Origin of the sequence: Pseudomonas sp. PS1(2021) (genome assembly GCF_020405165.1) — a bacterium.
GTDB classification, from domain to species: domain Bacteria; phylum Pseudomonadota; class Gammaproteobacteria; order Pseudomonadales; family Pseudomonadaceae; genus Pseudomonas; species Pseudomonas aeruginosa.
On the sequence record NZ_CP084484.1, the window covers coordinates 7,060,215 to 7,079,546 of the forward strand.

At 66.2% G+C, this 19,332-nt stretch carries 14 protein-coding genes and 1 pseudogene; 9 read left to right on the forward strand and 6 right to left on the reverse strand.

Going from position 1 to position 19,332, the window contains the following annotated elements; translation table 11 throughout:
- Positions 1 to 2: 2 nt before the first annotated feature.
- The gene (locus LE197_RS33445) at positions 3 to 827 is read right to left on the reverse strand and encodes a molybdenum cofactor biosynthesis F family protein (protein WP_058180986.1); all 825 of its coding nucleotides are present in this window, start codon (positions 825 to 827) and stop codon (positions 3 to 5) included.
- 470 nt (positions 828 to 1,297) lie between these two features.
- Here LE197_RS33445 and LE197_RS33450 point away from each other — a divergent pair, with 470 nt between their 5' ends.
- From LE197_RS33450 to LE197_RS33480, 7 genes are all read left to right on the forward strand, one after another.
- Entirely contained in the window at positions 1,298 to 1,867 is a 570-nt protein-coding gene (locus LE197_RS33450; RefSeq protein WP_003111034.1) for a fimbrial protein, read from the forward strand.
- A gap of 30 nt (positions 1,868 to 1,897) precedes the next feature.
- Positions 1,898 to 2,644 (forward strand): molecular chaperone CupB2, encoded by a 747-nt coding sequence (gene cupB2 / locus LE197_RS33455; protein ID WP_003161710.1) that lies wholly within the window; start codon positions 1,898 to 1,900, stop codon positions 2,642 to 2,644.
- Positions 2,645 to 2,965: 321 nt separating this feature from the next.
- Entirely contained in the window at positions 2,966 to 5,500 is a 2,535-nt protein-coding gene (gene cupB3 / locus LE197_RS33460) for a fimbrial biogenesis outer membrane usher protein CupB3 (RefSeq protein WP_073666643.1), read from the forward strand.
- Entirely contained in the window at positions 5,497 to 6,237 is a 741-nt protein-coding gene (locus LE197_RS33465) for a molecular chaperone (protein WP_012613602.1), read from the forward strand. The genes cupB3 and LE197_RS33465 overlap by 4 nt, the downstream gene beginning before the upstream one ends.
- An 87-nt stretch (positions 6,238 to 6,324) precedes the next feature.
- Positions 6,325 to 9,381 carry a GLUG motif-containing protein gene (locus LE197_RS33470; protein ID WP_033983477.1) on the forward strand — a complete coding sequence of 1,019 codons (3,057 nt, stop codon included), beginning with the start codon at positions 6,325 to 6,327 and terminating at the stop codon, positions 9,379 to 9,381.
- A 99-nt stretch (positions 9,382 to 9,480) separates the two neighbouring features.
- Complete coding sequence (locus LE197_RS33475; RefSeq protein ID WP_003158814.1) at positions 9,481 to 10,626, forward strand: fimbrial protein; 1,146 nt, start codon at positions 9,481 to 9,483, stop codon at positions 10,624 to 10,626.
- A 644-nt stretch (positions 10,627 to 11,270) separates the two neighbouring features.
- Positions 11,271 to 11,915, forward strand: coding sequence for a response regulator transcription factor (locus LE197_RS33480; protein ID WP_003093364.1), 645 nt, complete (start codon positions 11,271 to 11,273; stop codon positions 11,913 to 11,915).
- Between the two features lie 14 nt (positions 11,916 to 11,929).
- Here LE197_RS33480 and LE197_RS33485 read toward each other — a convergent pair whose 3' ends face one another.
- The 4 genes from LE197_RS33485 to LE197_RS33500 form a co-directional block, all read right to left on the reverse strand.
- Entirely contained in the window at positions 11,930 to 12,619 is a 690-nt protein-coding gene (locus LE197_RS33485) for an SDR family oxidoreductase (protein WP_003113039.1), read from the reverse strand.
- 89 nt (positions 12,620 to 12,708) lie between these two features.
- Positions 12,709 to 15,684, reverse strand: a complete 2,976-nt coding sequence (locus tag LE197_RS33490; RefSeq protein WP_073666641.1) for a non-ribosomal peptide synthetase — start codon at positions 15,682 to 15,684, stop codon at positions 12,709 to 12,711.
- 209 nt (positions 15,685 to 15,893) lie between these two features.
- Positions 15,894 to 16,100, reverse strand: coding sequence for a helix-turn-helix transcriptional regulator (locus tag LE197_RS33495; protein ID WP_003093358.1), 207 nt, complete (start codon positions 16,098 to 16,100; stop codon positions 15,894 to 15,896).
- The gene (locus LE197_RS33500) at positions 16,097 to 16,471 is read right to left on the reverse strand and encodes a hypothetical protein (protein ID WP_073666640.1); all 375 of its coding nucleotides are present in this window, start codon (positions 16,469 to 16,471) and stop codon (positions 16,097 to 16,099) included. Before LE197_RS33500 ends, LE197_RS33495 begins: the two co-directional genes overlap by 4 nt.
- A 132-nt stretch (positions 16,472 to 16,603) precedes the next feature.
- Here LE197_RS33500 and LE197_RS33505 point away from each other — a divergent pair.
- Positions 16,604 to 16,900 (forward strand): annotated as a pseudogene (locus LE197_RS33505) (hypothetical protein); the annotation flags it as partial.
- Here LE197_RS33505 and LE197_RS33510 read toward each other — a convergent pair.
- A complete protein-coding gene (locus LE197_RS33510; RefSeq protein ID WP_014602497.1) occupies positions 16,897 to 17,565 on the reverse strand; it encodes a helix-turn-helix transcriptional regulator in 669 nt (222 codons plus the stop codon). The pseudogene LE197_RS33505 and the gene LE197_RS33510 overlap by 4 nt on opposite strands.
- A 228-nt stretch (positions 17,566 to 17,793) precedes the next feature.
- Between LE197_RS33510 and LE197_RS33515 the strand changes: the two genes are divergently transcribed.
- Positions 17,794 to 19,281 carry an aldehyde dehydrogenase family protein gene (locus LE197_RS33515; protein ID WP_023119498.1) on the forward strand — a complete coding sequence of 496 codons (1,488 nt, stop codon included), beginning with the start codon at positions 17,794 to 17,796 and terminating at the stop codon, positions 19,279 to 19,281.
- The last annotated feature ends 51 nt before the right edge of the window (positions 19,282 to 19,332 follow it).

Sequence of the window (19,332 nt, forward strand, 5' to 3'; positions counted from 1 at the left end):
CCTCACAGGTCGTGGCGGGTCTGGGTGAGCACCTGGGCCAGGGCGCCGACCGGGAAGTTAACCGGGGTGGCGAAGTCGTCGTCCTGGTAGCCGAAGATCTTGCCGTCGGTGCGCCCGGCTTCCAGGTCGATCAGCAGCACGCCGAGGGTCGGCACGATCTTCTCGCGCCAGACGAACAGGTACAGGCGTTCGGCCAGTCGGTAGCAGTGGCAGCGGTCGGTATCGGCCAGCCCTCGCTCGGCGCCGCGCAGGCATTGCCAGGTGTAGAAGGCGGGATTGAGGTAGACGTGTTCGTAGGCCTCGCTGGCGCTGTAGACGTAGCGGTTGCGCAAGCCGACCAACTCGTCGCTGGGGACGTGCGGGCAGGCGTCGGGCTGCCACGGGCGGTCGAGGCTGCCATGCAGGAACTCGGCCTTCACGCCGGTCAGTTCCCGGCCGGCCAGGGCCCGGGAGAACAGACCCTGTTCGCAGGCCGTGCGGTCGGGCAGATGGCCGAGCACCGCGGTGAACGCCTGGTTGTCGAAGTCCAGCACCAGGCTGACCGAGACCGGCCGGCCGTTTTCCTGCTTGAGGAAATCCACCAGGTAAAGGTTTTCCCGCAGTGAACTGGCGCGGTAGTCCGACTCGCCGCTGGCACTGCCGTCGGCCAGGCGCCAGCGCAGGCGCTGCGAGTCGAAGGCATGTTCGATGACCCAGCCGTTGGCGAAGTGCAGGACCCGTTCGAGCCCGGCGAGATCGCCGCAGGCGGGAAGGACGTGGTTGTCCGGGGCGAAGCCGTCGGCCAGGGCGCCGACGGTGATCCATCCGGAATGCGAGTGGGCGGACATAGGGTTCTCCTCGTCGTGGGAAACCCATGCTGGCCTGTCTTCGAGTATCCCGATATCGACCGGATGGTTGATAGGTCGATATGCCACGGAAATAGTACGGAGCGGCGAAGGGAAAGTTATCGAAGATGAAGTCTTAGATGAGTTTTCGTTTCTTCTTTTTTTGTTTTTTAGTTAATGGGTTCCTGTTCTTCTATAAGTATTTTCTGAATGTATTCTTATGTACCTATTGGCTGTTATCGGAAATGGACTACATATGTTTTCGTATGATTATTATTTTTAAATCCTGTCTTTCTTTCTAGTATTTGGGTCTGCGTTTATCAGGGCGCAATCTTCGGCTGTCGCGTAATGGTCGGAGGCGCTCTAGGCGGCCGTCCCGGTTGCGCGCAAAGGCTTGGCTACCTTGGCCGGTTCGTACTGCATCGGCTCTTCAGGGAGCAGCCAGGATGTTCCACAACTCCAAAGGAAATCAGATGAACAAGTTCAAACGTGCAATTCTTGCGCCCCTCGTTGCGTCGGGCACCCTTCTCGCGCTGATGTCCCCCGTGGCCCATGCGGTCGATGGGATCGTCAACTTCTCGGGCAACATCACCGACGTCGCGTGCGATATCAACGGTCAGGCGCCGGGTGCGGGCAACGTCACCAACGTCGACCTGGGTATCGTGGCGCCGACCCATTTCACCGCCGTCGGAACCAACTCCACTTTCCAGGAGTTCGACCTGGTCCTCTCCGGTGCCGGCTGCACCAATGACAAGAAGGTTTCCATCGCCTTCGATACGGTCACCAACGTCGACCGTATCAGCGGCAACCTGATGCTGATGGGGCCGTCGAAAGCCAAGGGCGTGCAGATCCAGATCTTCAACAATTCGGCGGCCAACACCACGAAGATCCCGCTGGGCTTGGTCGAGGCCGCCCCGCAGAAGGCAACCATCGACAAGAACACGGCGACCCTGAAGTACAAGGCCTCCTATGTGTCCACCGAGAAGACCGTGATCGCGGGTACCGGCCTGTCCCATATCCGCTACCTCCTGGCGTACGAGTAAGCGGCGGTCGACGGACGAAGAGGTGAGGCCATGGCGCCGCTAATGCATCGTTTTCATTCTTTCGTGGCGGCAAGCGCCGTGGCCATCGCCCTGTGCGTCGGAACGGCTCACGCCGGGCTGATCGCACAGGGCACTCGCGTCGTCTTTCCGGCCAGCGAGCGCGAGGTCACCTTGCGGGTCAGCAATACCTCCGGCACTCCCGTGCTGGCGCAAGCCTGGATCGACGATGGCCGGCAGGACGTTCCCCCCGAGGAACTGCAGGTTCCCTTCAGTGTCACGCCGGCCGTGACGCGAGTGGACCCCAATGGCGGCGCCGTATTGCGCATCGCCTACCTGAAGGCCCCGTTGCCGACGGATCGCGAATCGCTGTTCTGGCTGAATATCCTGGAAGTTCCGCCCAGGGACGAAGACGAAAACAATGCATTGCAGTTTTCCTTTCGTTCGCGCTTCAAACTCTTCTTTCGACCCAGCCAGTTGAAGAGTGTCGATTCGGCTGCCGGGAAACTTCAATGGAAGTTTCTGGAGTCAGGGGGAGCAGGAAAAAAGACCGTAGTACAGGTAAATAATCCGACGCCTTACTACGTTTCGTTCGCCAGCGTCGAATTGATTGTCGATGGCCGTGTCATGTCCGTGGGAAAGGGAATGGTCGCGCCATTCTCGACGAAGGAGTTCGACTGGCAGGGAAATCCGAAGAACATGGAAGCCGCTTCCGTCAGATACGAAGTCATCAACGATTACGGTGGCCGCAATACCCTCGATAGGGCACTCGGCAAATAACCCCTCCGTTTCCCCGCTTTCTACTTACGGCCCGACATATGAGCGGCGATTTTAAAATCGCTGCAGGGATTACATATGCCCAAAGTTTCTCTTCATAGGTGCTTGTCCGCTCCCGCTTACGGTGGGCAGGTCGCCCTGTTGCGAATGGCGATACAGGGAGGGATCGCCGTTCGTTCCCTGCGATTCGCCTGTCTGCTGGCACTGTTTCCTTCGCTGTCCTCCTGCCAGTCCTGGTCCTCCGTCGGCGCCGCCGGCGTAGCCGGGGCGAAAGCGAAGGAGGCCAGGGCGGGAGCACCGGCGAAACAGCCGCAGGCGCCCGCGGTGGCCGTTGCGTCACCGGCCGGCGGGTTGGACGCACCGTCGCGGCGGATCGTCTTCGACGCGCAGATGCTGGCCCTGGGGCCGGGCGGACGCTCGATCGATACGTCGCGTTTCGAGCGCGGCGACGTCATCGAGCCAGGCCGCTATCGCCTCGACCTGCTGCTCAACAGCCGATGGCGTGGCGTCGAGGAAGTCGAGCTGCGCCGCCAGCCGGGGCGGGAAAGCGCGGTCTTCTGCTACGACCGGGGCCTGCTGGAGCGGGCGGGCATCGACCTGGAGAAGAGCGCGCGTGGCCAGGACCGTTCCTCGGCTCGCGATCCTCTGCCCGAAGGTTTGCACTGCGACCCGCTCGAGCGCTATGTGCCGGGGGCCCGGGTCAAGCTCGATATCGCCGAGCAGTCGGTCTATGTCTCGGTGCCCAGCTATTACCTGAGCCTGGATTCTTCGAAGACCTATGTCGATCCGGCGAGCTGGGACAGCGGCATTTCCGCCGCCTTGCTCAACTACAACAGCAATCTCCACGTCAGGGAAAACCACGGCAGGAGCGCCACCAGCGGCTATGCCGGGATGAACGCCGGCTTCAATTTCGGGCGGGCGCGCCTGCGCCACAACGGCACGGCCACCTGGTCGCGCCGCATGGGCAGCCATTACCAGCGTAGCGCAACCTATGTGCAGACCGACCTGCCGGCCTGGCGTGCGCAGTTATTGCTGGGAGAAAACTCCACCAGCAGCGAGTTCTTCGATGCGGTGTCCTTCCGTGGAGTGCAGCTTTCCAGCGATGACCGGATGCTGCCGGATTCGCTGCGCTACTACGCTCCGGTGGTCCGTGGGACCGCCAGTACCAATGCGCGGGTATCGGTCTACCAGCGCGGCTACCTCATCTACGAAACCACGGTGGCACCCGGGGCGTTCGCTCTCGACGAACTGCAGACCGCCAGCTATGGCGGGGACCTGGAAGTGCGGGTGACCGAAGCCAGCGGGGAAGTCCGCAGTTTCATCGTGCCGTTCGCCACCACCGTGCAACTGCTGCGCCCCGGAACCACGCGCTACAGCCTGACGGCCGGGCGGCTCAATGATCCCAGCCTGGAGCGTCGGCCGAACATGCTGCAGGGCGTCTACCAGCGCGGCCTGGGCAACGACGTCACCGCATACGCGGGCGGGGCCTTCACCGGCAGCTACATGTCCGGATTGATGGGCGCGGCGCTGAACACGCCGGTGGGCGGATTCTCCGGTGACGTGACGCTGGCGCGTACCGAGGTTCCCGGCGGCGACCGCCTTAGCGGCTCCAGTTACCGCCTCGCCTACAGCAAGAACCTGCCGAACACCGGCACCAACTTTTCGCTGCTCGCCTATCGCTACTCCACCGGCGGCTATCTCGGCCTGCGCGACGCGGCCTTCATGCAGGACCGGGTAGAGCGAGGCGAGCCGCTGGAGTCGTTCTCGCGCTTGCGCAATCGTCTCGACGCCAACATCAGCCAGCAACTGGGCAACGGCGGCAACCTGTACCTGAACGGCTCCTCGCAGCGCTACTGGAGCGGCGGCGGGCGGGCGGTCAACTTCTCCGTCGGCTACAGCAACCAGTGGCGCGACCTCAGCTACTCCATTTCCGCGCAACGCCTGCGCAGCCACTACGAAGGCTTTTCCAGCGGTGACAGGCGCGGCGAGACCAGCACGCTGTTCAGCCTGAACCTGTCCATTCCGCTCGGCGGCGCGGGACGCGGGTCGCCGACCCTGAGCAGCTACCTGACCCGCGACAGCAACAGCGGAACCCAGCTCACCAGCGGGGTTTCCGGCATGCTGGGCAAGCGTGGCGAGGCCTCCTACTCGCTGTCGGCCTCCCATGACCGCGACAGCCGGCAGACCTCGAAGAGCGCCAGCCTCGACTATCGACTGCCGCAGGTCGAACTCGGCTCCAGCCTCTCGCAGGGACCTGGCTATCGGCAGTTGTCGGTCAAGGCCGCGGGGGGCCTGGTCGCGCACAGCGGCGGGATCACCGCGGCACAAACCCTGGGCGAGACGATCGGCCTGGTCCACGCGCCAAATGCCAGGGGCGCGGCTGCCGGCTACGCGGGAAGCCGGATCGACCGCCACGGCTATGCGGTGATTCCCAACCTGCTGCCCTACCAGTTGAACAGCGTCGACCTCGACCCCAACGGCATGGCCGACGAGATCGAACTGAGGTCCAGTTCGCGCAACGTGGCGCCCACCGCCGGAGCGGTGGTGCGCCTCGACTATCCGACGCGGGTGGCAAGGCCCTTGCTAGTGGATAGCCGGATGCCCAGCGGCGAGCCCCTGCCGTTCGCCGCGGAAGTGCTCGATGCCCACAGCGGGCAGTCGGTGGGCGCCGTCGGCCAGGGCAGCCGCCTGGTGCTGCGGGTCGAGCAGGATCGCGGCTCGGTTCGGGTGCGCTGGGGCAACGAGCCGCAGCAGCAGTGCCTGGTCGACTATGCGCTGGGCCCGCGCGAGACGACGCCTCCCGTCCTGCAACTGGCATGTCGCCCGGCGTCGGCCGCCGACCGGGAGCGCACGCTGTGACCGGCGTCGGCCTGGGACGATGCGGCACGGCCTGGGTCCTGCTGGTGGCGCTGGTGGCCGATGCCTCCGCCTCGCTGTCCGTGATCGGGACCCGTTTCATCTATCCGGCGGGCGTTTCCGCGCTGACGATCCGCGTCGGTAACGTCGGGACGCGCCCGGCCCTGGTCCAGGCCTGGCTCGATCGCGGCGACGAGACGGCGGACCCGAGCGCTGTCACGGTGCCGTTCATCCTGTCGCCGCCGCTGTTGCGTATGGACCCGCAGGAGACCCAGGCGCTCCAGCTTCGCCATACCGGCGAGCCGCTGCCGGACGACCGGGAATCGCTGTTCTGGGTCAACCTGCTGGAGGTGCCGGGGCGGGAGGACGGCAGCGGCAACCTGCTGCTGGTGAGCTACCGCCTGCGGATGAAGCTCCTGTTCCGTCCGCAGGGTCTGGCCGGCGATCCGCGAGCCGCCGCGCGCCAGGTCGTCTGGCGCCTGCGTCCGGCGGTACGGCCGGGGCAGCGGGCGCTGCTGGAGGCGGACAACCGCAGTCCCTATCACGTTTCCCTGGTGCGCCTGGAGCTGGGCGAGGGCGACCTCGCCATGTCCCTCGGCAGCGTCACCCTGCCGCCTTTCGCCCTTACCCCGTTGAGTCTGCCGGCCGTGCCCGGCGAGGCGGCGCGGGTCCATTTCGATGCGGTGGGGGATGACGGCCAGATCGAGCGCGGCGACGCGCCGGCAGAGAGATACCCGTAGGAGTTCGGCAGGGCCCGGGGAGTTGGGCTCCTGCCGTAGCACGGCCCTGCGAATAGGTCGCGGGGTTTCACTGGAGGAAGGAAGCACATGAACAAATGCTATGCACTGGTCTGGAACGTATCCCAGGGCTGCTGGAACGTCGTCAGCGAAGGCAGTCGCAGGCGCGGCAAGCCCGCCGGCGCCAAGGCGGCGATCGCCTCCGCCCTGGCCCTGCTGGGCGCCACGGCCCTGGCTCCGGCCTATGCGCTGCCAAGCGGGGGAACGGTGGTCGGCGGGAGCGCGAACGGGGAGATACACCTGTCGGGCGGCAACAGCCTGTCGGTCAACCAGAAGGTCGACAAGCTCATCGCCAACTGGGATTCCTTCAGCGTTGCCGCCGGCGAGCGGGTGATCTTCAACCAGCCGAGCAGTAGCTCGATCGCCCTGAATCGGGTGATCGGCACCAAGGCCAGCGATATCCAGGGTCGGATCGATGCCAACGGCCAGGTCTTCCTGGTCAACCCCAACGGCGTGCTCTTCGGTCGCGGCGCCCAGGTCAATGTCGGCGGCCTGGTGGCTTCCACGCTGGACATCACGGATGCCGAGTTCAACGGCAACTCCTCCAGATACCGTTTCACGGGGCCCTCTACCAACGGTGTCCTCAACCACGGGGGCGCCATCACCGCGGCAGAAGGCGGCAGCATCGCCCTGCTGGGCGCGCAGGTCGACAACCGCGGGACGGTCCTGGCGCAGATGGGCGGTGTCGGGCTCGGCGCGGGCAGCGACCTGACGCTGAATTTCGACGGCAACAAGCTGCTCGACATCCGCGTCGACGCCGGGGTCGCCAATGCGCTGGCAAGCAACGGCGGCCTGCTCAAGGCCGACGGGGGGCGAGTCCTGATGGCGGCCAGGACCGCCAATGCGCTGCTCAACACGGTGGTGAACACCCAGGGTGCCATCGAGGCCCGCTCGCTGCGCGGCAGTAACGGGCGGATCGTGCTCGATGGCGGCCCGGACGGCAAGGTCATGGTGGGAGGAGCCTTGTCCGCCAATGCGCTGAACGGACCAGGGCACGGCGGCACGGTCGAGGTCCGGGGGCAGGCGGTGGAAGTGGCCCTGGGCACCCAGGTGAACACGCTCGCCAGCAATGGCCTCAACGGCACCTGGAAGATTGCCGCCGACAAGATCGACGTGCGCCCGTCGGCGGTGTCGGATGGCGTCACCGTTCATGCCGACACCCTGTCGCGGAACCTGGCGAGCACCAATATCGAACTGGTTTCGACCAAGGGCGACCTGGACCTCGACGGCTCGGTGAGCTGGGCATCGGGCAACCGGCTGGGGCTGGGCTCCGCGGCCGACCTGACGCTGAATGGCAGGCTGAATGCCAGTGGCGCCAAGGCTGGGCTGGAGCTGAAGGCCGAAGGCGCTATCGATATCAATGACAAGATCGTTCTCGGCGGGGCTGGCAGCGCGCTGGCCATGGATGCCGGCGAAGGCCACCGGGTGAACGGCACGGCGTCGGTCTCCCTGGCCGGGGCCAACGCGACCTACGTCTCCGGTGGCTATTACTACACGGTGGTGCAGAACCTGGCGCAGTTGCAGGCGATCAACAAGAACCTGGACGGCCTGTACGTGCTCGGCGGCAATATCCTGGGCGGCAGCTATTACTGCACGGCACTGCAGTCCATCGGCGGGCCCGCCGGCGTCTTCAGCGGCACCCTGGACGGTCTCGGCAACAGCATCGGCAATCTCTCGATCAGCAACACCGGGCCGAATGTCGGGCTGTTCGCCCGCTCCTCGGGCACCCTGAGCAACCTGAAACTGAACAACCTGCGGGTATCCGATAACACCTACGGCTCCGGTCCGTCTTCGCTCGGCGCCCTGGTCGGGATCAACAGCGGGCGTATCGCCAACGTCAGCGCCAGCGGGGTCTCGGTCGTCGGCAGCCGACTGCGCTCCAACGCACTGGGCGGCCTGGTCGGGCGCAATATCAACGGGCAGATCACGAACGCATCCGTCAGCGGCGGCGTCACCGGTTATGCGGCGAGCACGGCGGTCGGCGGTCTGGTGGGGGAGAACTTCACCACCGCCTGGGGGCCGGAGGCGGTCATCGAGAACGCCCACAGCAACGTCCATGTGGCTGCACAGTCCACCGAGCGCAACAGCCTGGGCGGCGTCGGCGGCCTGGTCGGACTGAATGCGAAGGCCACGATCAGGGCGTCCGGCAGCCAGGGGAAGGTCGAGACCTACCGGCCCGGCCTGAACGTCGGCGGCCTGGTCGGCTACAACATGTTCGGCCACGTCTCCGATAGTAGCGCCAGCGGCCAGGTGGAGGCCGGCGGCGCGGGGAATACCGGCGGGCTGGTCGGCCTGAGTTCCGGCGGCGAGATATTCCGCTCGCAGGCGAGCGGGTCGGTGTACAGCAAGGGCGGCCTGGCGACCGGCGGGCTGATCGGCAAGGCAGAAGGCAACGGCATGCTCGGAAACCTGAAAGCCAGCGGCAGCGTCACGGACCAGGGCGGCGCGGATCTGGGCGGGCTGGTCGGCAACAATAGCCAGAGCGCCATCGAGACCGCCGAGGCGACGGGCAAGGTCAGCGGCGGCAGCAACAGTCGCGTCGGCGGGCTGATTGGACACAACCTCGGCGGTTCCGTCGCCCATGCGATCTCGCGCGGCGACGTGAGCGGCGGGTTCAACAGTCTGGTGGGCGGGCTCGTCGGCCACAACGGCGGCGAACTGGTCAACGTGGATGCCAGCGGCAGGGTCAGCGCCGCTGCGAGTGCGTCGGTTGGCGGCCTGGTCGGCAGCAACGCCGGTTCGATCCTGTCGGCGCGCAGCAGCAGTACCGTCAACAGCGGCGGGCGCAGCCGCATCGGCGGCCTGGTCGGCGAGAACCAGATCCAGGGACGCATCGTTTCGTCCATGTCGGAAGGCACCGTCAGTGGCGACTACTACGTCTCCATGGGCGGGCTGGCCGGCGTCAACCTGGGATCGATCGAGTACTCCGGCGTCAGCGGCAAGATCGACTTCAAGCCTCAGTCCCATTACGGCCAGATCTACGGTGCGCAGGTCGGCGAGAACCATGGGGTCCTGGGCGGCAACTACGTGATCGGCGAGGCGGCGCTCCTGCCGCCTGCCGGTATCGACTACGGCAACATCTGGTAAGGCCGGCAGGGGAGGTCCCTGGCGGACCTCCCTTCCCGGCCGGGGCCGCTCTCGCCTGGAGTGTGGCCCTCTTCCGCAGGCGCAATCTTGGAGAGTTCCATGAGCATGAGGTTATTTCCCGGCCGCGTTTCCCTGCGCCGCCGGCCTGGCGCGCAGGCTCGGCAGGCGCTCGTTCTCGGCCTCTGCTGCCTGACCGGCGGCCAGGCCTGGGCCCTGAACGAGGTCGCCCTGAACTGCTCGTTCGGCAATGGCAAAGGCTTGCCCTGGCGTGTGGTGAACGAGCTGACCAGCGGCACGGCGAAAGGCACGGTGCTGTTCGCCAGGCCGGTGAGCCTGTTCCTGAACTACAAGCCCCAGGCTTCCCAGGAGGCGCATGAGCTGGTCATCGGGGGGAACTGGTCCGGGGTGGGCTTTCCGGGGCCTTACGGCACGGTGGCGTCCGACGTCAAAGGCATCGGCTATCGGATCTCGGTGGATGCCCAGGACGGCGTCAAGCGGGTGATTCCGGTCGACAACCAGCCCCATGCGCTGGACAAGCGAGTCACGAGCTTTTCCGGAAGCACGACCAGCGACTACCTACAGGAACTGGTCCTGACGGTCGACCCCGGCGAGTTGCCTGCCGGCGACCTGAAGGTAACCAGCGTATCCGGCAGCGCCACCCTGAATCTCTGGGCGGTGGACAGGCTGAAGGGCGAAGCGTCCATCGGCAGCGTCCTGGCGGTGCCTGCGGACAACTACCCCACCGGGGTTTGCCGAAAGCCCTATTCGCTGATCGGCCCGGCCTCCATCGGGATCGGCGGCGGTCCCCCGCCGCCGCCGATCCCGAAGAAATGCAAGGTCGAGGTGGGACGGGAAATCAACGTCAAACTGGGTAGCGTCGCGTTGAAGAACTTCCCGCGGGTCAACGACACCTCCACGGAGCGCTCCTTCGATATCTCTCTCAGCGAGTGTGCGGCGCTGGCCAAGCCGGAAATCGCTTTCCGCGACAAGTATGTCTCGGCGCAGCAAGCGGACCCGACGATCCTCAGCTTGAAGAGCGGCGGCGCGGCGGGGTTCGGCATCGTCGTGAAGAACGGCCTGGACCAGCAGCGGATACGTTTCGACGGCACGCCCTACCCGATGCGGCGTGTCGGCGACAGCGCCGACCTCCCGCTGAGTGCCGCCTACATCCGTATCGGCGCGGAGGGCGAATTGAAGGCCGGGGTCGCCGACGGCGCCGCCGAGTTCACGTTTACCTTCCCCTGAGCGGCGCCGCCGCTCTTTCCCCGGCGTTTCCCGCCCCGCCTCGGGAAGCGCCGTCGGCCGCTTTCGCGCCAGCCCTCGCGAAGGCTCGGCCCCTCACCTCCAGTGGTTGCAGATCGCCGAAGGCGCTCTGCATATCGCTCCGCTGCTCGTCCTGGGTCTCGTGCGCACATGCCATTCCCGCACACGGAATACCGATATTGCGTATGGGCGAAGGCTTTCTGAGGGATATGCAAGTTTCCTCGGTAGGATTTCGCGCAAATAAACGAACGCTATTTTCCAGGCGATAGTTTCAGCTTGTCGCGGAACTCTTTTTTCAAACTTTTTGCTGCTCTGGCTTGTCCGTTTCGTATTTCATCGTTTTTCATAAGTGTCTACGTAGACGTTTTTCGGGGGCTGTTTCAAGTGTCTTTGTTGTTAGTTTACGAGGCGAAAAAATAGTAGTTTTACTATATTAAATATCGTCGGTTTCACTAGAAAATACACATGTTCACTTTGAACCGGGGCAGTGGCGTCGGCGGATTCCGGACCGCGCTTTCCTCCTTGCCGGCCGAGCGGCGGCCGCCTGCCTGCGGCAGGCATGACCGAGACCACAGGTTTCCTGGTAACGCTTTCGCCTGCCGTGTACCGCTTAAGGAGACGCAAGGATGTCCCTACATCGCATTCGCGTAATGGTTGCGGATGATCATCCCGCCATTTCGCTGGGTATTTCCTACGAACTGAGTCAGTGCGGTTCTTTGGAGATGCTCGGTCAAGTTTCCAATTCTACCGAGTTGATCGGCCGGCTCGACGAAGGCGACTGCGATGTCGTTATCGTCGACTATACGATGCCGGGCGGGAAATATGGCGATGGACTGGCATTGTTGTCATTGCTGCGGCGACGTTATCCGCATCTGCAATTGGTTGTCTTTACCATGCTGAACAATCCGGGCCTTATCCGGGCCATTCTCAAGCAGGGTATCAATTGCATCCTCAGCAAGTCCGACTCGACCAGTCACCTGCTGGCGGCGGTGAGCGCGGCCTATTCGCGAAACCAGTATTTCTCGCCGTCGATCAGGGACATCTTCGTCAACCAGGTGCTTTCCTCGCACAACGAACGGCTGACGCCCCGGGAGGCGGAAATCGTCCGTCTGTTCGGCTCCGGACTGACCATCACCGAAATCGCCGAGCGCTCGCATCGCAGCGTGCAGACCATCAGTACGCAGAAGGTCAGTGCCATGAAGAAGCTCGGCATCAAGCGCGATGCCGACCTCATCAGGTATGCGGCCGAGGGCTATTGCCGGATGCCCTGACGGATCGGCCCGCTTCACCAGGGCAGCGGCTGGTTCCGATAATCGACGAAGCGACAGGCATTCACGCCCGCGGCATCCTCCACCGCCGCGACCAGTCCGGCGGCGCTTTCCTCGACGCTCAGCGGCGCGCTGTCGCCGCCCATTTCGGTACGCACCCAGCCGGGATGCAGGAGCAACAGGCTGAACGGCAACTCCTCGAACTCGCCCTCCCAGCTGCGTACCAGGCTGTTCAGCGCCGCCTTGCTGGCGCCGTAGAGCGGCATCGTGGCCGACAGGCCCAGCGCCAGGCTGGCCATCTGCGAACTCATGAACGCCACCACGCCACCCCGGCTAACCCGGCCGGACAGTGCCCTGGCCAGGCGCAGCGGCGCGATGGCGTTGGTCAGGAATAGCTGGGCGGTCTGCTCGGCGTCGATTTCCGCCACATCCTGTTGCTGCGGGCCGTAGATGCCGGCGTTGACGATCAGGCGATCGATCCGCCGCTCGCCCAGCATCTCGCCAATGCGTTCGGCGCAATCGTGTTGGTTGAGGTCGCCGGTCACCGCTTGCAAGCGCTCCCCGGCCCGCTCCGCCAGTGCCTGTAGCCCGGGAGAGCCTTGCGGTCGCCGGGCGACGGCGAATACCTGTGCGCCGCGTTGCAGGAAGGCATCCGCCAGTCCCAGGCCGATGCCGCGCGAGGCGCCGACGATCAGAACGTTGTGCATGAGGTTCTCCGGGCGATAAAGCGGACAGGATACCCAAGCGCGTCCCGCTGCGGTAACCGCCGCGGCGACCGGCCGCGGCGGCCTCGACCTTACCGCATGGCGCTGCCGCCCAGGCCGGCGAGGTACAGGTCGAGCAGGCGGTCGTCGAACTCCGGCTCGCGCACGGCGCTCCCGCGCAGGTGTTCCTCGACGTTGGTGCAGTCCCAGAGATAGGTGTCCTGGTACAACTCGACGGTGCTGCGGCCGGCGTACATGTTGTCGCGGAACATGCTCAGCAGGGGATAGAGCGGGGCGTCGCGATTGTCTTCCCAGAGACTTACCCAGTCGTCGAACGGCATCTGCCGAAGGGGACGCCCGGCGCGTCGCCCGAGACGGCCGAAGAACTCGTCCAGGGTCAGGCAGCGCGGAATGCTCGGCACCAGGTTGAATTTCTTGCCCAGCGCCGAAGGCTGGCGGGCGATGACGCTGATCGCCTCTACCATGTAGTCCACCGTGGTCAGGCCCTCGCGCAGCTCGCGCAGGAGCGGCACGGCCCGGTACTCCAGGCAGGTCCGCGCCAGCCGGCTCCACCACTGGTAGTCGGCGTAGGCGCCGGTACGGCTGTGGCAGGTGGCGTAGCCGAGGCGGAAGGTCATCAGCGGCAGGCCGCGTTCGGCGGCGAGGTCGGCGATCTTTTCCATCACCCATTTGCTGCGCACGTAGCCCATGTCGGTGACCACCGCCGGCAGGTTCTGGTCGATGTCGTCGTCCTCGCGCATCAGGCGCTTGCCGGTATGCAGGTGGCCCCAGCTGTACACCGAGATGCTCGACAGCAGCATCAGCGGCTTGCAGCGGCCGCTGGCGCAGAAGCGCAGGACCTGGCCGAGCCCCTCGACGTTGTCGCGCTTCATGTAGCTGTATGGCTGGATGAAGTTCACCGCGCTGGCGGAATGGAAGACCTGGTCGACGCTGCCGGCCAGCTCGCGATAGGTTTCCGCCGGTAGTCCGAAACCTGGTTCTGCGAGGTCGGCGGCGTAGGCCCTGACCCGTCGCCAGTCCGTCTCGGCGAGTTCGATGCGGTGCTGCCGGGCGGCCTGGCGCAGGCGTTCGAGGGCATGGGCGTCGTTTTGCGCACGGACCGGACAATGCAGGTCGGCCTCGCGGCTGGCCAGCAGCTCGGCGAGCAGGTGGGCGCCCATCAGCCCGCTGGCGCCGGTGAGCAGGATGTGCCGTGGCGCCAGCAATTGGGCGGTGTCCATGGGCCGGCTGAAATCCACGTCGGCGGGCAGGCGCACGTCCCGTTGCAGCTCCTGGGCCGGTTCGCTGTCCAGCGCCGGCGGCGCTTCGCCGGCGCGCCGCGCCAGGCTGGCCGCCAGTTGGCGCACGCTCGGGGTGCGGTAGATGTCGTGGATGTAGGCACGGTTGCCGAAGCGTCGGCTCAGTTCGCGCACCAGGGCGGCGGCCAGCAGGGAATGGCCGCCGACCTCGAAGAAGCTGTCGTCCAGGCCGAAGTCGGTATGCCCCAGCACTTCCTGCCAGGCCAGGGCCACTTGCAGTTCGCCGGGGGTGCCGAAGCGTTGCTCGTCGAGTCGTTCCTGGCATTGTTCCTCCAGGCGTCGACGCAGGGCCTGGCGGTCGATCTTGCCGTTGACCGTGGTCGGCAGGCTGTCCAGCGACAGATAGCGGCTGGGCAGCATGTAGTCGGGCAGTTCCTGGCGCAGGGCGGTCTTGATGGCGGCGAGCACGGCCCTGGCATCGCCGCCCCGCTGGCGGGGGACCACGAAGGCGCTCAATTGCTGGCTACCGCAGCGTGGGTCGGCATGCGCCAGCACCACCGCGCCATGGATCGCCGGCTGGCGCAGCAGCGCGGCTTCGACGTCGCCGAGTTCGACGCGGTGGCCGCGGATCTTCACCTGATCGTCCAGCCGACCGAGGAACTGCAGGCTGCCGTCGGCCAGCCAGCGGGCCTTGTCGCCGGTACGATAGAGCCGGCGCCGCAGTGCCTGCGAGTAGTGGAAGCGCCTGGCGGTCATGTCCGGGTCGCGCAGGTATTCGCGCGCCAGGCAGACGCCCGCCAGGTTCAGCTCGCCGGGCCGGTCGCCATGGCAAGGCCGGTCGTCGGCGTCGAGAATGAATGCCTCGCAACCGTCGATGGGCGTGCCGATCGAGGCGGGCCGCCGATGAGCTTCGGCGTCGACGATGCGGCAGGTGGCGAAGACCGTGGCTTCGGTCGGGCCGTAGTAATCCACCACGGTATAGGGCAGCCCGCCGGTTGCGACCGGCGGCAGTTTTTCCCCGGCGCAGAACAGGTAGCGCAGCGCCAGCGACGGCGGAGCGGGTTGCTCCACCAGCGCAGGGACCATCACGGTAGGCGCGAAGGCATGGCTGATCCGCTGCTCGGCGAAGAATGCCAGCAGCGCCGCCGGGTCTGGGCGCACCTCGTCGGGCACCAGGTGGAGGCAGGCGCCTGCGCACAGGGTGGACCAGATTTCCCATTGGCAAACGTCGAAGCCGACGCCGGCCATCAGGGTGGTGCGGCTCCGTTGGTCCATCTCGAAGCGCCGGTTGTGCCAGTCCACGAGGTTGCTCAGGGAGCGGCTCTCGATCACCACGCCCTTGGGTTCGCCGGTGGTGCCCGAGGTGAAGATCACATACAGCGCTTCGCTGCCGTCGAGCGCCGGCCTCGGCGCGGCACCCGCCGCGCTCGTCGCGAGCACCTGTGCGATGACCTCCACCGGTTGCCCCGGCAGGTCCTCGGCCTGGGTGGCGAGGACCACGGGGGCCTGGCACTGGCGGAGGATTTCCTGCTTGCGCCTGTCGGGTTGTCGACGGTCCACCGGTACGTAGGCCGCTGCGCACTTGGCGGCCGCCAGGATGGCGATGACCAGTTCGGCCGAGCGTTCGGCCAGCAGGGGCAGCAGCTCGCCCCGGGCGACGCCGCGCCTGGCCAGGTGGGCGGCCAGCCGGTCGCTGAGCCGGTCGAGTTCGCGGTAGCTGAACGAGCGCTCGCGATCGACGAGGGCGGGGCGTTCGGGATGGGTATCTGCGTGTTGCCTGAATAAGCCAAGAACAGAATCTTTCGACATGGCTGAGACTCCTGTCTTGCCGGTGGAAAAGACGTTATCCGTGGTTTTTCAGCGTATCGAGCGGGGACCAGGGGGAAGGCTGGCGATAGGCCTGGTCCAAGGCTAGCCCCGAGGGGAAATGCGGCAACTGCCATTTGGTACAGGGTAAGGGGGGCTTGCCGCCGGGGTCGCCAGGGGCGCCCCGGACGTTTTCGGAAGCGGGACCGGACTCAGTCCAACTGGCCTTCCCGGTCGTCGAAGATCGCTTCTATGGCCAGTCCGAACACCCGGGCGAGCTTGAACGCCAAGGGCAGGCTTGGATCGTAGCGGCCGGTTTCGATGGCGTTCACCGTCTGCCGCGATACCTCCAGCTTTCCGGCCAGCTCCGCCTGTGACCAACCGCGCTCCGCGCGCAACTCGCGAACGCGGTTCCTCATGCGTAGCGCCTCAGTCCCAGGACGCAGCCGATGACCCAGAACGCGCCCATCAGGGGCCAGACGAAGAACATCGAGAGTTTCGGAAAGCCGGTGGTTTCGAGGAAACCGTAGGTGAAGGTGAGCAGGGCGGTGCCGACGAAGGCCAGGGCGAGGGCTTCGAGATGGATGCGCCGGGCCATTTCGTCGAGGCGCCGCAGGTAACGGATCACCACCAGCGCCAGGGCGACCATCGGTGGCACCGGCAGCAGGGCGAGGAAGACCCGGCCGGCGCCCGGTTCCGTGCCCGCCAGCGACTGGCCGCTGATCAGAACGGCAGCGGCATAGGCGACCAGCGCGAGAAGCAGTTCGAGGAAGAAACGTTTGTGGGTCATGGTTGAATCGTCCGTGTAAAGGGTGCTTTACATTGGACGGGAGGCTGTTTTTTGTCAAGCAAGCTTTACATCTGCATGGACTTGCCTTGGCGGGTAGACTCGGGGATGGTAGCGGGCGGCCTCTGGGAGAATGGCGAAATGGCGCCGCCGCCGGAGGCACCGCACTGGAACCTGGGTTTCGCCCGCGCCCAACTGGAGGCCGCGGAGTTGCCGCCGGTGGCAGGCGGCGAAGGTTGGGAGGTGTTGCACTTCGCCGATGTCGGCGCCCTGGCCTGGTACCTGTTGAACCTGCCCTGGGTATTTCCCGGTTTTTCCTTCAGGCGCCACCGCGAGCGCCTGCGCGGCCTGCACGAGAGCGGCAAGCCGCTGGCGGTGCGGCAGTTCCTCTTCTGGCTGGAGGCGCGCAGCCCCCAGGCCGCGCGCGGCTAGAGGAAGAGTCGCTTCACCAGCTCGGTGCGGCTGCGCGCGCCGGTCTTGCGGAACAGGTTGAGCAGGTGGGTCTTCACCGTCGGCAGGCCGAGTCCGAGGCACTGCGCCAGGCATTTGTTGCTGACGCCGTCGCGCAGCAGCAGGGCGATCTCCCGTTCCCTCGGTGTCAGGCCTTGCAGGCGCTCGGCGCTGGCCGTTGGCGTGGCGCATGCCTGCGCCGCCAGCTCCATCAGGCCATGCAGGGCGCGCAACTGTCGCAGCTCCTGGTCGGAGAAGGCCCCTAGGCGGGCGTCGCGCAGCAACGACAGGGCCGCGACCGGACGCTGATGCGCATGCGCCAGCACCTCGACCACGTCGCAGATCCCGTGGCGTCGCAGGAAGCCCTGGTACAGCGCGCTGTCCTCCGCGGGCTGGTGGGCGATGCCCTGGCGCAGCGGCACCACCGGCGAAGCGTTGGCCAGGCAGTGGCGCGGCTGCAGCGGATCGTAGTCGCGGTAGTGGCGCAGGTAGTCGCGGTGCATGCCGGCCGGCATCCGCAGGAGCTGGAAATCGTGTGCGCGACAGTCCTCGTCGATGCGATAGAACACGCACAGGCTGGCCGGCACCACCTGGGTGAAGGCCTGCATGCAGCGCGGGCCGAGGTCGGGCGACAGGGTCGAAGGCATGGCGCGGGACTCCCGTGGGACGAGGCGGCGGGACGTCCACTGTCCCGCCTGCCGGGCAGAATGTCCATGCCCCGGCGCGCCGTCTTGTCTCTCTCTGCCTGGCTTGGCAGGCAGCGGCAAGAAACCCGGCAGGCTGGAGCAAGCGAGCGGGGGAGCGGCGGGTCCAGAGTATTCCCGGGTAGTAGGCGCATGCATGACGCAGCGCCGTCGCCAAGCCGAGGAGCACACATGAGTATTGCCATCGACCCGTCCGTCAGCGCCTTCTTGCGCAGTCCCCATGGCCTGCTGATCGACGGTGAGTCCGGGCCGGCGCGTTCCGGCGCCGACATGCCGCTGTACGACCCGGCGACCGGCGCCGAGCTGGCGCGCGTGGCCCGCGCCGGCGCCGAAGACGTCGACCGGGCAGTCGCTGCCGCGCGGCGCGCGTTCGAAGGCAGCTGGGCAGGCCAGCGCCCGGCCGATCGCGAGCGCCTGCTGCTGCGACTGGCGGAACGGGTCGAGGCGCATGGCGAGCAACTGGCGCAGTTGGAAACCCTGAACAACGGCAAGTCGATCAACCTGTCGCGGGCCCTGGAGGTCGGCGCCTCGGTGGAGTTCATCCGCTACATGGCCGGCTGGGCGACCAAGATCGAGGGCCGCAGCCTAGACCTGTCGATCGCCGCGGTCCCAGGCGCGCGCTACCGGGCCTACACGGTGCCGGAGCCGGTGGGCGTGGTCGGAGCCATCGTGCCGTGGAATTTCCCCTTGCTGATGGCGATCTGGAAGATCGTCCCGGCCCTGGCCTGCGGCTGCACCGTGGTCCTCAAGCCGGCCGACGAAACCCCGCTGACCGCCCTGCGCCTCGGCCAGTTGTGCCTGGAGGCGGGGATTCCGCCAGGAGTGGTGAACATCGTCACCGGCACGGGCGCCGAGGCCGGCGCGGCACTGGCGGCGCACCCGGGCATCGACAAGCTGGCGTTCACCGGTTCGACCCCGGTGGGCAAGCTGATCGGGCATGCGGCGGTGGAGAACATGACGCGTTTTTCCCTCGAACTCGGCGGCAAATCCCCGGTGATCATCCTCGATGACACCAGCCTGGACATGGCTGCCGCCGGTTCCGCCGGCGCGGTCTTCTTCAACCAGGGGCAGGTCTGCACCGCTGGTTCGCGCCTCTATGTGCAGCGCAAGCGTTTCGACCAGGTGCTGGAGCGCCTGGCGGCCATCGCCGGCGACCTGAGCATCGGCCCCGGCCTGGATCCGACCACGCAGATCAACCCGCTGGTCTCGGCCAGGCAGCAGGAGCGGGTGCTGGGGATGATCGAAAGCGGGGTGGCTGAGGGCGCCAGCGTGGTCTGCGGCGGGGCGCGCCAGGGCGAGACGGGGTTCTACGTGCAGCCGACGATCCTTGCCGACGTCACCCCGGGGATGCAGGTGGTGCGCGAGGAAATCTTCGGGCCGGTGCTGGTGGCGACGCCCTTCGACGATCTCGACGAAGCGGTGCGTCTGGCCAACGACAGCATCTACGGGCTCGGTGCGAGCATCTGGTCCAACGACCTGCGCCAGGTCATGGACCTGGTGCCCAGGATCAAGGCCGGCACGGTATGGGTGAACGCCCACAACCTGCTCGACCCGTCGATGCCGTTCGGCGGCTTCAAGCAGTCCGGCATCGGTCGCGAGATGGGCCATGCGGCGATCGAGGCGTACACCGAGAACAAGTCGGTGTGCATCGCCTACTGATATCGATGAAATCGGGGTGAGCCGATTCGTTCGGCTCTTTCGCTGCCCTCC

Excerpts from the sequence above, each read along its gene's own strand:
- LE197_RS33445 (WP_058180986.1), bottom strand. The coding sequence starts at position 827 with ATGTCCGCCCACTCGCATTCCGGATGGATCACCGTCGGCGCCCTGGCC.
- LE197_RS33450 (WP_003111034.1), top strand. The coding sequence starts at position 1,298 with ATGAACAAGTTCAAACGTGCAATTCTTGCGCCCCTCGTTGCGTCGGGC.
- cupB2 (WP_003161710.1), top strand. The coding sequence starts at position 1,898 with ATGGCGCCGCTAATGCATCGTTTTCATTCTTTCGTGGCGGCAAGCGCC.
- LE197_RS33470 (WP_033983477.1), top strand. The coding sequence starts at position 6,325 with ATGAACAAATGCTATGCACTGGTCTGGAACGTATCCCAGGGCTGCTGG.
- LE197_RS33475 (WP_003158814.1), top strand. The coding sequence starts at position 9,481 with ATGAGCATGAGGTTATTTCCCGGCCGCGTTTCCCTGCGCCGCCGGCCT.
- LE197_RS33480 (WP_003093364.1), top strand. The coding sequence starts at position 11,271 with ATGTCCCTACATCGCATTCGCGTAATGGTTGCGGATGATCATCCCGCC.
- LE197_RS33485 (WP_003113039.1), bottom strand. The coding sequence starts at position 12,619 with ATGCACAACGTTCTGATCGTCGGCGCCTCGCGCGGCATCGGCCTGGGA.
- LE197_RS33490 (WP_073666641.1), bottom strand. The coding sequence starts at position 15,684 with ATGTCGAAAGATTCTGTTCTTGGCTTATTCAGGCAACACGCAGATACC.
- LE197_RS33495 (WP_003093358.1), bottom strand. The coding sequence starts at position 16,100 with ATGAGGAACCGCGTTCGCGAGTTGCGCGCGGAGCGCGGTTGGTCACAG.
- LE197_RS33500 (WP_073666640.1), bottom strand. The coding sequence starts at position 16,471 with ATGACCCACAAACGTTTCTTCCTCGAACTGCTTCTCGCGCTGGTCGCC.
- LE197_RS33510 (WP_014602497.1), bottom strand. The coding sequence starts at position 17,565 with ATGCCTTCGACCCTGTCGCCCGACCTCGGCCCGCGCTGCATGCAGGCC.
- LE197_RS33515 (WP_023119498.1), top strand. The coding sequence starts at position 17,794 with ATGAGTATTGCCATCGACCCGTCCGTCAGCGCCTTCTTGCGCAGTCCC.